5 protein-coding genes and 6 pseudogenes are annotated in these 13,559 nt (G+C 59.9%); 8 read left to right on the top strand and 3 right to left on the bottom strand.

Annotated features, from left to right (window positions below; genetic code table 11):
* Nucleotides 1-273: 273 nt before the first annotated feature.
* Nucleotides 274-516: pseudogene (locus AC56QX_RS35855) on the bottom strand (IS6 family transposase); the annotation flags it as partial.
* A 414-nt stretch (nucleotides 517-930) separates the two neighbouring features.
* Between AC56QX_RS35855 and AC56QX_RS35860 the strand changes: the two are divergent.
* From AC56QX_RS35860 to AC56QX_RS35890, 7 genes and pseudogenes are all read left to right on the top strand, one after another.
* Nucleotides 931-2,184, top strand: a complete 1,254-nt coding sequence (locus AC56QX_RS35860) for an efflux RND transporter periplasmic adaptor subunit (protein WP_497118206.1) — start codon at nucleotides 931-933, stop codon at nucleotides 2,182-2,184.
* Complete coding sequence (locus AC56QX_RS35865; protein ID WP_497118208.1) at nucleotides 2,181-5,345, top strand: efflux RND transporter permease subunit; 3,165 nt, start codon at nucleotides 2,181-2,183, stop codon at nucleotides 5,343-5,345. The genes AC56QX_RS35860 and AC56QX_RS35865 overlap by 4 nt, the downstream gene beginning before the upstream one ends.
* The gene (locus AC56QX_RS35870) at nucleotides 5,342-6,019 is read left to right on the top strand and encodes a response regulator transcription factor (RefSeq protein WP_497118209.1); all 678 of its coding nucleotides are present in this window, start codon (nucleotides 5,342-5,344) and stop codon (nucleotides 6,017-6,019) included. Before AC56QX_RS35865 ends, AC56QX_RS35870 begins: the two co-directional genes overlap by 4 nt.
* On the top strand, nucleotides 6,006-7,394 hold the full coding sequence (locus AC56QX_RS35875) for a sensor histidine kinase (protein ID WP_497118436.1): 1,389 nt from the start codon (nucleotides 6,006-6,008) through the stop codon (nucleotides 7,392-7,394). The genes AC56QX_RS35870 and AC56QX_RS35875 overlap by 14 nt, the downstream gene beginning before the upstream one ends.
* A 278-nt stretch (nucleotides 7,395-7,672) precedes the next feature.
* Nucleotides 7,673-7,873 (top strand): annotated as a pseudogene (locus tag AC56QX_RS35880) (glutathione S-transferase C-terminal domain-containing protein); the annotation flags it as partial.
* 830 nt (nucleotides 7,874-8,703) lie between these two features.
* Nucleotides 8,704-9,419: pseudogene (locus tag AC56QX_RS35885) on the top strand (IS6 family transposase).
* Between the two features lie 431 nt (nucleotides 9,420-9,850).
* The gene (locus AC56QX_RS35890) at nucleotides 9,851-10,801 is read left to right on the top strand and encodes an omptin family outer membrane protease (protein WP_497118211.1); all 951 of its coding nucleotides are present in this window, start codon (nucleotides 9,851-9,853) and stop codon (nucleotides 10,799-10,801) included.
* A gap of 386 nt (nucleotides 10,802-11,187) precedes the next feature.
* Here AC56QX_RS35890 and AC56QX_RS35895 read toward each other — a convergent pair.
* Nucleotides 11,188-11,490: pseudogene (locus AC56QX_RS35895) on the bottom strand (IS5/IS1182 family transposase); the annotation flags it as partial.
* A gap of 118 nt (nucleotides 11,491-11,608) precedes the next feature.
* Here AC56QX_RS35895 and AC56QX_RS35900 point away from each other — a divergent pair.
* A pseudogene (locus tag AC56QX_RS35900) lies at nucleotides 11,609-12,130 on the top strand (IS21 family transposase); the annotation flags it as partial.
* A gap of 55 nt (nucleotides 12,131-12,185) precedes the next feature.
* On the opposite strand, the pseudogene AC56QX_RS35905 reads toward AC56QX_RS35900, so the two are convergent.
* Nucleotides 12,186-13,158: pseudogene (locus AC56QX_RS35905) on the bottom strand (IS5 family transposase).
* Nucleotides 13,159-13,559: the final 401 nt, after the last annotated feature.

Genomic DNA, 13,559 nt, shown 5'->3' on the forward strand with positions numbered 1-13,559 from the left:
CGAAGCCCACCCGGTTTTGACGCCATCTACGCACTTTTCGACACGTCGTCAGCGGTTCGCTCACGCTCGTCTCCTTGCATCTTACCTGACCGGATCAAGTCCGGCCTTTTCCTCAACGCTCACCACCATCGCTCTTTACGACAGCAGCTTGAGGTGGTTTGAAACCCGCTCCTGCAAGCCGGCTTCGAGGGGCCAGCCCTCATCTCCTGTGCAGCATGGCTGCTTGGGAAGTGCCTAAATCATAGCTCCTCCTTCGCGCCTTCGTGGCGCACCTTCATCCAGGTGCCAGACGTCATCTTTCGTTGGTGCCTTGCGGCGTATGCGGCGCGCATAATCAGGGCCGTGCTTTCGGCACCATCGGCGGATGGTCTCGTAGGAAACGACGATCCCGCGATCGAGCAGCATTTCCTCGACATCGCGCAGGCTCAGATTGAAGCGGAAGTAGAGCCAGACAGCACGGGCCACGATTTCGATCGGATAGCGGTGGTTCTTGGAGGTCGGTGCACTCACGGTCATGTGCGCGCTGCTACCTCAATTTCCTTACGGCTCAATCAATGTGACACCACCGGCGGCGCCGGTCCGCTCGGCAGCCCGGCACGCCCCAGGCCGAGGATGGATCGCCGGAGCCGCGGCGATGAAAGCCCTGTCCGGCAGCTGATACGCGCGAGACTATCAGCCGGACCAATAGCCTTTCACCAAAGTCGGCTGCGGCACGGCCACTGCGAGCTCGGTCGCGATCGCCATATGCGGCGGACCCAGAGACTGCAGTAGTGGCAGGGGAGTTCGCCCATTTGGGATCGCTCGAAGCACGCTCGCGCAACCTTTCTTAACACCGATTTTAATAGCGCAAAGGGATTTCCGACGTAATGCTGCAGTGCAACAGAACGGTCTTTGAGCGTGCCGTTTATGCACTGTCACCAGGAGAACCGAATGCTCGAACAGACCCCAGACAAGCCGCAGGAGCCTTTGGCGCAGCAGACCCTTCCCGCCGCGAAGTCCAACAAGTCGCGTTCGCTGCGTTTAATTTTCGCTATCGCCCTCTCGGGCGGCAGCTCTTTTGCCATCTATGCCTACAGCAGCGCTCGCCCTACGGACGCGGTCGCGCTCGCAGCTGTCGCACCGGCGCCTCCCGTTGTGGTCAAGGCCGCGCAGGCGCAACTTGGGAACGTTCCGATCCGGGTCATCGGGCTCGGAACCGTACAGCCTTTCAACAGTGTGACGGTCAAGCCTCGCGCCAATGGACAGATCAACGATATCGTCTTCACTGAAGGCCAGATGGTTCATGCCCACGACGTGCTCGCCCACCTGGACCCGAAACCCTTCCTTGGACCCCTGCATCAGGCCGAAGCGACGCTGGCCAAGGATCAGGCACAACTCACCAATGCTCAAGCCGATCTGCAACGCGTTTCGAGCCTTGCCCAGAAGGGCTTTGCGACTGGCCAGGTCCTCGATACGCAAAAGGCGCTGATCGCCCAGACGGAGGCGATGATCTTGGCGGACAAAGCCGCCATCGAGAACGCGCAGACCCAGCTAAACTACACCACCATCACCTCGCCGATCGACGGCGTGGCGGGCATCCGGATGATCGATGCGGGCAACATGATCACTTCGACCGATCTGGGGATCGTGACAATCAATCAGCTCGAGCCGATTTCCGTCGTGTTTACCGTGCCGGCGGACGCCGTCGCTGACTGGCCGGTCGGAACGCCTGCCTCCGCGATTTCCGTCACTGCCCTAGCGGCCAACGATGGCAGGACGCTGGACACGGGAACTTTAAGCCTCGTCGACAATCATATCGATCCCGCGACGGCTACCATCAAATTTAAGGCGGCTTTCCCGAACAAGGACCATCAACTTAAGCCGGGGCAGTTCGTCAATGCCCTGTTCCAGAGCGCGCTCCTGTCCGAGGCGACTTCAGTTCCATCAAGCGCCGTTCAGCAGTCGGCCAACGGCAGCTACGTCTATCTGGTCAAGCCGGAGGACTCGACGCTGGTCCAGCTTCCGGTGACGGTCGAACGCGTAGCCGGCGACGTCACTGTGATCGCTTCGGGCTTGAATGCCGGCGATACGGTCGTCACCGAAGGGCAATACAGCCTGAAGCCCGGGATGAAAGTGTCGACGCAGAGCGCCGGATCGCAGGACGCGGCAGGCGAAGCTTTGGGCCATCGAAGGGATCGAGTGTGAGCGTCTCCAACATATTTGTTCAACGTCCGATTGCGACCGGACTGCTGACGCTCGGCATCGTGCTCGTGGGCATGGTTGCGTACATGCTTCTGCCGATCTCGTCGCTGCCCCAGGTCGATTTTCCGACCATCGCTGTAGAGTCGACGTTGCCCGGCGCCAACTCCGAAACGATGGCGAGCACGGTAGCGAGCCCGCTCGAACAGCAATTCTCGACCATACCCGGCCTGGCCCAGATGACGTCGACGAGTACGCTCGGCAAAACCGACATGACGCTGCAGTTCGATCTCAGCCGCAATATCGACAGCGCGGCCCAGGACGTTCAGGCGGCGATCAACGCGGCGAGCGGCTCATTGCCAAAGGCAATGCAAAGTCCGCCCACCTACCACAAGGTCAATTCGGCGCTGTTCACCGTGATCTCGATCGTGCTGCAGTCGGACACGATCCCCCTCCCGCTGGTCATGGATGCGGCGTCCAATATGGTTGCCCAGACCTTGTCCCAGATTCCGGGGGCCGGCTTCGTGGACATGCCTGGTTCTTCGAAATCGGCCATCCGAATCCAGCTCGATCCCATGAAGCTGGCCAGCCTCGGGATGAGCCTCGAAGACGTTCGGTCCGCGCTGGTAGTGGGGACGACCAACGGACCCAAGGGCACTCTCGAAGGCGCGCAGCGCTCGGTCACGCTTGACGCCAATAACCAACTCCTCACCTCGGCGGACGCGAGCGCGGCCATCATCGCCTACCGCAACGGATCTCCGATAAGGATCAGCGATATCGGACGTGCGATCGACAGCGTCGAGAATACGACGTTGGGTGCATGGTACAATAATCGGAAGGCTGTCCTCATAGACGTCCACCTGCAGTCGGGTGCTAACGCAGTAGACGTCGTCAATGGCGTCAAGGCCGCCCTGCCAGGACTGCGGTTGCGCCTCCCGCCCTCTGTCCAGATCATGACGGTGGGTGACTCTACGGTTGCCGTCCGCGCAGCCGTGGCCGACGTCCAGTTCACGCTCATGATTACGATCGGGTTGGTCGTCCTCACGATCTTCCTATTCCTCAAGAGCATGAGCGCAACCATCATTCCGGCCGTCACGATTCCCGTTTCCCTGGTCGGCACATTTGGCGTGATGTATTTGTTGGGTTACTCGCTGGACAACATTTCGCTGATGGGGCTCACGATTGCCGTAGGGTTTGTCGTCGACGATGCGATCGTCGTGATCGAGAACATCGTCCGGCACATCGAGGGCGGCGAGTCCCCTCTTCAGGCCACCTTGAAGGGGGCGAGCGAGATCGGCTTTACGGTCGTTTCCATGACCGCATCGCTGATCGCGGTCTTTATCCCGCTGCTTCTGATGAGCGGCATGGTTGGCCGGCTGTTCAGGGAGTTCTCTGTCACCATAGCGGTAGCCCTCATCATTTCGGCGCTCGTTTCGCTCACCCTTACGCCTATGATGTGCGCCCTGATGATCAAAGGCCACGGTCGCGAAGCCAAGCCCAACCGCTTATCCAGCCTGCTCGAGCGCGGCTTCGACTTCATTCAGCGGGGTTATAGCCGTTCGCTCCGCGTCGTGGTCGGACATCCAAGGCTTGTTCTCCTCTCTTTTTTCGCAACGCTGGCTGTAACGGCGCAGTTGTTCCTGGCGATCCCGAAGGGCTTCTTCCCACAACAGGACCTCGGGCTGATTTCCGGGTTCACCCAGGCCGCGCAGGATATCTCCTTCCAAGCGATGGCAGCCAAGCAGCAGGCCGTTGTCGATCTGATCCTGAAAGATCCAGTAGTCGACACGGTCCGGTCCACCCTCGGCGGATCCGGGCGCATGAACTCCGGCAACTTGCAGATCGTCCTCACGCCGCAGTCGGAACGATCCGTGTCCGCGGATCAGGTGATTGCACGCCTCCGGAGGGAAACGGCCGGTGTGTCCGGCGTCAGCGTGGGCATGCAGGCTGTACAGGGCATCAACGTGGGCGCACGCAGTTCCCAGACGCAGTTCCAGTACACCTTGCAGGATCCCGACCTGCCCGAACTATACAGATGGGCCGACACGATGACCGCCGAATTGCGCAAGCTTCCTCAAGTCCGGGACGTTGCGAATGACCTGCAAGCGGCGGCGCCGCATGCCAGCATCGCAGTCGACAGTGACACGGCCTCACGCCTCGGCATCACGCCGCAGGCGATCGACGACACACTCTACGACGCATTCGGTCAGCGGCAGGTCACGACGATCTTCACGCAAGCCGACCAGCATAAGATCGTCATGGAGATCGACCCGAAATACCGGGTCGATGCAGGCGCACTTGATGCGATCTATGTCGGGAGCAATTCGGGTAAGCAGGTTCCACTCAGCACTTTCGCCAAGGTCAGCAGCTCCGTGGCGCCGCTGGCGATCAACCATCAGGGCTTGTTCCCGTCCGTCACGCTGAGCTTCAATCTCGCGCCCAACGTCGCCCTCGGGGACGCGGTTACGGCGGTCAACGCCATGCAGGCACGAATTGGCCTGCCCGCGACTGTGCAGACCGGATTCCAGGGCACAGCACAGGCCTTCCAGGCTTCGCTCAGCACGCAGCCGATGCTAATCGCGGCAGCCCTGATCGCCGTCTACATCGTTCTCGGCATGCTTTACGAGAGCGTGATCCACCCGATAACCATTCTGTCGACCTTGCCTTCAGCGGGAGTGGGCGCCCTCGCGGCGCTCATGCTTGTGGGTGGTCAGCTTGATGTGATGGGGCTTGTCGGCATCATCCTGCTCATCGGCATCGTGAAGAAGAATGCGATTATGATGATCGACTTTGCATTGTCAGCCGAGCGGGACCGCGGCTTGCCGCCAAAGGAAGCCATCATCCAAGCCTGCATCTTGCGGTTCCGGCCCATCACAATGACCACGCTTTGTGCGCTGCTGGGCGCGCTGCCGCTCGCTTTAGGTACAGGCGTCGGTTCGGAACTCAGACGCCCGCTCGGTATCGCGATCGTGGGCGGACTCTGCGTGTCGCAGCTGCTGACGCTGTACACCACGCCGGTCATCTACCTCTACATGCAGCAGTTTGCAGGCTTGATGATGGGCATCAAGTATCGGATCATCGGGCGTCGGCCCGCGCACCCCGCAGTCCCCGGCAGAATAGGTTGGGGAGCGGCCAAACGTGGCATGGGAGAGGACAACACGCTGTGATTAAGGTCCTGGTCGTCGAAGACGATGCAGATACGGCGGATGAGATCGTCGACGAATTCTGTGCGGCGGGGTTCGTAGTCGAGCGCGCCGCGACCGGGCCGGACGGGTTGACCAAAGCCAAAACCCAGGCCTTTGACGTGATCACGCTCGATCGCCTACTGCCTGGCCTCGACGGTCTGAGCCTTCTCGAAAGCTTGCGCGGGGGCGGCGTGGATACGCCGGTTATGGTCCTCAGTGCACTGTCCAGTGTTGACGAGCGCATAAGAGGATTGCGGGCGGGCGGGGACGACTACCTCGTGAAACCGTTCTCGCTGGCTGAACTGCGGACGCGCATCGAGGTGCTGGCGCGCCGCACTCCCGATCAGCGAGCGACGGTCCTGCGGCTCGCCGACCTGGAACTTGACCTTTTGACCCGCACGGTACGACGCGGTACCCGCATCGTCGAACTCGTACCGCGCGAGATCACCCTGCTCGAATATCTGCTTCGGCATGCCGAGCAAGTCGTCACGCGAGGGATGCTTTTCGAGCATGTCTGGCACTATCGCTTCGATCCAGGAACGAACCTCGTCGACGTTCATCTCGGCCGATTGCGCCGTAAGATCGATCTGGCAGATGAGTTGCCGCTGATCCATACGATCCGCGGTCGGGGGTTTGTCCTTCGTGCACAGGACTAGGATCTTCCAAACGGCCAGCTTCCGCCGCACGATCGGCGCGGCGGGGATCCTTGCCCTCGCGCTTCTGCTGATGGCAGGGTTTTTCTACAGGGAGACAGTTGGCTATCTCACCAAACAGATCGACGATTCGTTGATCGGCGACGCGCGTTCTTTCGCACGGGATGATCCGGCATCCCTTCCAGCCCGCATCGAGAAAGCATTGGCTATCGACAAGCGGCAGGAAAAGGCCTTCGGCATCTTCTCAGCCGATCGCACGCGGCTCGCCGGTAACATCGCAATACTGCCATCAACATTGCCGGAGCTCGATAGCGCGACAACTCTGGTGCTGTCCCTGGACAATGGTGCGGAGAAGCGATCGGAGAGCGTACGCGGCGTCGCGACCATCCTCACCAATGGCAGCATACTTTTACTGGGGCGTGCAACGACATCGCTGGACGAAATAAAAGAAATCGTCGCTCGGGCCATGGCGCTCGCAATCATCCCTGCGATCGCGCTTTCGTTGATCGGCGGGCTGGTGATGAGCCGGGCGATGTTACGGCGCGTCGAGGCTGTGCGCCGAGCCTGTAGTTCCATCATGCAGGGCCATTTCGACCGAAGATTGCCGGTTCATAAGCGCCAGGACGAATTCGACAAGCTGTCGGTGATCGTCAACACGATGCTGGACGAGATCGAGCGGCTCATAGCGGAAGTGAAAGGGGTCGGCGATTCCATTGCCCATGACCTCCGAACGCCGCTGACGCGCTTGCGCGCACGCCTTGAGCGCAGTTTGCGTGCAATTTCGGGTGATGCACCTGTCAAGGCTGCGATGCAGAAGTCCTTGGCGGACATCGACCAGCTGCTGGCGACGATCGCTGCCCTGATGCGGATTGCCGAGGTGGAGCAGAGCCGCCGCCGTGAGAATTTTTCGCGTATCGATCTCCGCGACCTCGTGACAGCTTTGGCTGAATTCTATGGGCCGATCGCAGAAGAAGGCGGTCTCGACTTCGCAGTCGTTTGCCAGCCGGCGGTGCCGATAGACGCTGATGGCGACTTGCTGTTCGAGGCGCTAGCCAATCTCGTCGACAACGCAATAAAATTCACCCCGCCGGGCGGGCGGGTCGGGCTCGAGCTTGTTGGCACGCCGACAGCAGCGGTCGTGCGGGTTTGGGATACGGGACCCGGCATTCCCATCGAGGAGCGGGGCAACGTGCTCCGGCGCTTCTATCGCCTCGACCGCAGCCGCCATGATCCGGGATCTGGGCTCGGGTTGAGCCTTGTCGCAGCCATAGCGCGGCTGCATCAATTCTCATTGAGCCTTCGCGATCACGAGGGCGGCGGACTGAGTGCTGAACTATCCTGCCCGGCAGCCCGAGTGGTCGGGACTGGTGGGCATTAATGAAAAAGGCGGTGTGCAATTGGTCAAATCCGCGATGTTGGAGTCGTGCTTTCGGCGCACCCGGCGCGGGTTTGACCATGGACATTCGTCGAGATTGGGAATCATGCGGCCGACCACAGGCCGTTGTCGCGATGTGGGAACGGCGCCGAACTGGACGGCTTTGCCCCCGGCATCCAGGGCGTCCGCAACGCGGCGGCCGGCCTCAAGGGCCGCACTCTGTCGGGACCATATGACTATGAGCAGATTCCGGCCCTGGTCGACCGCAGCAAACCCGCGTCGCGAATTTCCACGCCGACTTCAACGGGCGTCTGGCCAAGGTGCCCTTCGTCGCCGGCGACCATTTCTCGGCGGCCGACATCACCACCTTGGTCGCCGTGGACTTCGCGGCGGCAGCCCTAGAAATGCCGATCCCCGAAGGCTTCGATGCTTTGCAACACTGGCACGACGCCGTCTCTGCCAGGCTCAGCGCGAAGGCGTAGCGCCGCCGGAGATGGATCCGCCCAATGTTCCAATCCCCCGGCGCACCGCCTTCACTCAACTTTCGTCACCTCAGATGCTTGATCTGGAACCAAGAGCACCTGGTAGGTTATGCCCTCGCACTTGAGCAGATAGACGGTCTGATTGGGGGCGGACTCAGCTCCAATGCGCTCCGCCGAGCTTGGACTTTTGCAAGTGAAGCCTTGGCTTCTCACCTGGTCGGCAACGATGGCTGCCACGGTGCTCTGGTCTTGGGCTGTGGCGGTCGCAATGGAGCCAGCGAGACAAACCAGCGTGAGAACGCCGGTGCTGATGGATGAAATCCACCAACGATCTAAGATTGCAGTTCATTGCAGTCTCCTAGTATACCGCAGATGCCGTCACCGAGACGAAGGCGGTCGATGGCGCTGATCTAACCGAGACTCCGCTGATAGCCACGCGGACTAAGTCCGGTTGCCTTTCGAAAGCCGCTGTGAACGAGCTGGTTTGGCAATAACCGACAGTCAGTCCAATTTCGGTCACTGAATGCGCACGCGTCGCAAGCAGGGCCTTCGCATGCTCCGGTCCCCATGCGCTGGGAGCATGAGGTTTTGTGGGCCGTCACGTTGCAACCTTTTGATTACCGGCGCTGTGGCAAGGAGCCTTCGATCATTTCGGAGGTTGCAATGTGCGTATTCCAATGATTCCGGACAGTGATTCCGAGACGAAACCGGACACCTATGGAGTGCACCCCCAGACTGAGACAAGGAAATCGCGGACAGTTTCCCCGCAAGGAGAGGAAACGGCACCGTAACGTTAACCGGGCATCGATCAAAATGTGGGATCTGGCGGCATGACCAGATTTTCCCGTGATCCTCTTTATCGTCGCCACCGATTTCCGGCGCAGGTGATTGCCCATGCTGTTTGGCTCTATTTCCGGTTTCCGCTCAGCCTGCGGATGGTCGAGGATATGCTGGCAGCTCGTGGCGTCATCGTCTCTCACCAGACCGTGCGACTTTGGGCTGAGAAATTTGGCAGACACTTTGCCAATGATATCCGGAAGCGATCGGCCGGCAAGCTCGGCGACAAATGGCATCTCGATGAGGTTGTCATCACCATCGGTGGAAAGAAACACTGGCTTTGGCGCGCCGTTGATCAGGACGGGTTTGTTCTCGACGTGTTGGTGCAAAGCCGTCGCAATGCCAAGGCGGCAAAGCGCTTGATGCGAAAGCTTCTGAAAGGGCAAGGCCGTTCGCCGCGTGTGATGATCACCGACAAGCTTCGATCCTACGGTGCGGCGAAGCGGGAGATCATGCCAGGCGTCGAGCATCGCTCGCACAAGGGCCTGAACAATCGGGCGGAGAACTCTCATCAACCCGTCCGACGGCGGGAGAGGATCATGAGCGCTTCAAGTCAGCGCGACATCTTCAGCGTTTCGTTTCCGTCCACGACCCGATCGCCAACCTCTTTAACGTTCCCCGCCACGATATTCCATCCACCCACCATCGAGAACTGCGAGCAACTGCCATGCAAGCATGGCGCCAAATCGCGCGCCTTCACGCCGAATGAACCAAAGCCTCACTCCCAGATCTTGTTTTCACAGCGTTAAGTTTACGGTGCCCCTTTGTCGACGTGAATGCCGTGCCTCCCGATCGACGCTCTTCGCCAGCCCAAGAGGCCTTGTGCTGATGCCACGTTGAACCGCCGTCGCACAAATATCGCGAAGCTTCAGGTTGCTGTCAGCTACGGCTGCCAGAAGGGCTGTCATTGGAACAACGAAGAAGCGACCCCTTATGGAGATCTCAGCACCTTTTCTGAAAGTGACCTCCGTCGGCGCCGCGCTGGCCAGCGGGAAATGGGACGTGCCGATCGCCGAATCGCAATCGCGCGAAGCGCTGCAGACCGAGCATGAAGCTGACGGATGGCAGATCCGTTCGATCAAAGATATCAGGAAGACGGCTGCCACGCGGCCTATGCCGTCGGCTCGAAGGAGGTAATTCGTGAATCGCTGCACATCATTCCCAATTTTTGCATTTGGCGCTTTCTGCGCCACGTCGACCGTGGCCACGTCGGCGGATCAAACCATCTATGCTGCTCCAGACAGTAGCATCGTGTTCGTTGGTGGCGTCGGCTACACTTGGCTAAAAGGCAACGAGCTCTTCTACGATGACGAGGGGAATGTTATCAGCAAATTGATCTGGGAAACCGACGCGCCGGTTCTGACCACCGGCCTCAAGGCAGAGGTCTGGAACAACTGGACAATTTCAGCCAACGCCGTCTTCGGTTTCTCCGGCAACAGCCATGTGGAAGACTATGATTGGTTTGCGCCGAGCTTTGCCGAAGGGGATTGGTCGCATCGCTCGATCAGCCCCGACACCGACCTTGTCCATTACATCAATTTTGACATCGCAGCAGGGCGAGATTTCGCGATCGACGATGCCACGACCATCAACCTTCATGGTGGCTTCAAATACACGAACGTGAAGTGGAACGCCTTTGGTGGCTCGTACACTTATAGTGTGCATGCCTTCCGGGACACAGTCGGCAGCTGGCCCGATCGCCAGCCCGGCGCAACCTACGAGCAGCGCTATCCCGGCCTTTTTCTTGGCGCGGAAGCGACCACGACGCTCGGCAACTGGACGCTCTCGGGCCAGCTCCGCAGCGGCTTCACCGTTGATGCAGGCGATGTTGACCATCACTGGATGCGCAAGCTGCGATTTGAGGCAGACTTCGACCCGGTGCCGTTCATCTCGGTCGGCGCCAAGACGGGTTATCAGATCACCGATCGCGCCAGCTTCTTTCTGGCCGGCAATTTCGATAAGTATTTCCGCGAGCAAGGCGATAGGGCGGTGTACTATATACCGACCGGCGAACGAGAACCCGAAGAGATTGTCGCCGGCATCGACTTCTATGCCATTACCCTGTCGTTCGGCTTCAAGCTGACCTTCTAAAGCCGTGGGGCCACGGAAACGGCGGCCCAGCGTCAGCCAGTGGAGAAATGACTTCGGCGCTGGGCCGTTTGCGTCAAATGTGACGTGTTGTCCAAGAGGCGCGATACGCACTGTATCTCTGGGGTCAGGACAAGGTGCGCCGGTAGAAACCGGCAAGGAGTAGATGGTGAAAGTCCATTGCAATGAAGGAGTAGCGATCCACATTGACCCCGAGTCATGCGCGGGCAGCCGTGAGGCTGTGCGTGAAGCGTTGACAGGGGAGCATGTAGGCCAGCCATTGAACCGCGAAATTGACGCTTCTCGGGTGCCGATGTTCGTCTTGTGTGCGGAAGGGCGTTGGTGCGCGGATATGAAATCGAACGCATTTCGATCTTTAATGTAGTTGGTTATGCCTGCGTGACTTGACGCCGGATAGACTCGGGGTGTGCCCATGCCAGCATGCGGTTGAGAACGATGCAACCGATGGCAACCTCGGTCTGTTGAGCCGAAAGAGAGCGTGCTCGCAGGCGCCGTCCAATCAGCCCCTTGTATCGTCCGATGGCTGTTTCGCTCAGCGCCCGCTTGCCGTAGCCGGTGGCTGCCTGCCATTTCAGCCGACCGTCGCTTGCGATTGCGGCAATGTGCTTGTCCCTTTGACCCGGCGGTCCGGTATCACCGCTTTCCACCGCCGTGAAACGCGGTGGAATGAGAGCGGCGGTGCAAAATTAGTCCACGGTAGCGGCGGGATGGTCCCGCTTCGGGCGGCGTAAAACCCGGCCACCTATTTCCCTTCCGCGACGAATGCAGGAGGGCTAGGGGATCTACACCGTGGAATTATATCTGAAGGTCCGTCTGGCTTGCTCGGAAGGAATGAGCGGGCGTCAGGCTGCAAAGCATTTCAACATATCGCGCGATAGCGTGGCCAAGATGATGTCGTATTCGACGCCGCCGGGCTATCAGCGTCAGTCACCGATCCGGCGGCCCAAGCTGGATGCGTTTGTTTCGACGATCGATCACTGGCTTGATGAGGACGTGAAGGTGCCGCGCAAGCAGCGCCATACCGCCAAGCGGGTGTTCGACCGGCTTCGTGACGAGTACCGCTTCACCGGCGGCTATACTATCATCAAGGATTACATGCGCGAGCGGGAGCAGCGTCGCCAGGAAGTGTTCGTGCCGCTGTCGCATCCGCCAGGGCATGCGCAGGCCGATTTCGGCGAGGCGATGGTCGTCATTGGCGGTGTGGAGCGGAAGGCGCACTTCTTCGTGCTCGACCTGCCGCATAGCGACGGCTGCTATGTGCGGGCCTATCCGGCGGCGGTGTCGGAGGCATGGGTGGACGGCCATATCCATGGGCGTTGGTGCGCGGATAAGAAATCGAACGCATTTCGATCTTTAATGTAGTTGGTTATGCCTGCGTGACTTGACGCCGGATAGACTCCGGGCGTGCCCATGCCAGCATGCGGTTGAGAACGATGCAACCGATGGCAACCTCGGTCTGTTGAGCCGGAAGAGAGCGTGCTCGCAGGCGCCGTCCGATCAGCCCCTTGTATCGTCCGATGGCTGTTTCGCTCAGCGCCCGCTTGCCGTAGCCGGTGGCTGCCTGCCATTTCAGCCGACCGTCGCTTGCGATTGCGGCAATGTGCTTGTCCCTTTGACCAGGCGGTCCGGTATCACCGCTTTCCACCGCCGTGGAACGCGGTGGAATGACGATGTTCGCGGTTGCGCTGTGCTGCAGGATAGACCGATAGGTTGGCTTGCCGATCGGCTGTGAACTGGTCGATCTCGCCGTCGATCTGATCGAGCAGCGGTGCCACCTGGGAAGGATCATCCGTGTCCTGATCTGTCAGCCTTTGGGCAATGATCGCGCCACTTTTGGCATCCACTGCCAGATGCAGCTTGCGCCAGTTGCGACGTGATCTGGCGCCATGTTTCTGCTCCAGCCATTGCCCGGCGCCGTAGACTTTCAATCCCGTGCTATCGACAAGCACATGCAGCGGGCCGTCCGGCAGCGGCGGGTTTCGTCGGGCTGATGGCTCCCACTTCTGTGCCCGACGGCTCAGCGTCGTATGATCTGGAACTGGGACTTTCAGCCCCATGAGATCCAGCAGCGAGTGGAGCAATCCCTCGGTCTGGCGCAGCCGCATTGCGAAGACGCAACCCAGCGTCAGCGCTGTCTCAATGGCGAGATCGGAATACCGGGCTTGGCCGCCGCGGGTCTTGCGTCGCGGAGCGCGCCATCCCGCCAGTGCCTCCGGCGTTACCCATAAGGTCAGGCTACCACGCCGGCGCAGACCTGCTTCGTAGTCACGCCAATTCGTCACCCTGAATTTCATCTTTCCGACGTGATGACGACGATCTGCGTGGTGTTTGTACGGCATGGCACTCGCATCAAGCTGATTTCGATCCTGCCTGCCTATCGCCAAACCGTTGACAAAGGATCCATGCACCAACGCTCTTCATCAACGCTCACCTCCGCTCTCTGAAGACATTGTTTTGCCGTGTCGTGCGGCGGAAACGGCATTGACTCTCATCGACCTGGACCGAGAATGGCTCCGGCAAGAGCTTTTTCTGCTGAGAAGTCGCAACCGACGCGGAAAGCATGATTGCGAACGCGGACACGCGGCGATGAAGATGATAGTGAAGCACCGGGCGAGCATTCATTGTCCCTTTCCGAGGCAGTTAGCAGCAGCAAGCCCAGCGCTAACGCGATGGGACCGAAGAGTAGGCTGACCGGAACAGCGCACCTTCCGATGCAGTTGCGGATTTTGGACGTTTGCTT

The organism is Mesorhizobium sp. RCAM 06353 (assembly GCF_059683585.1).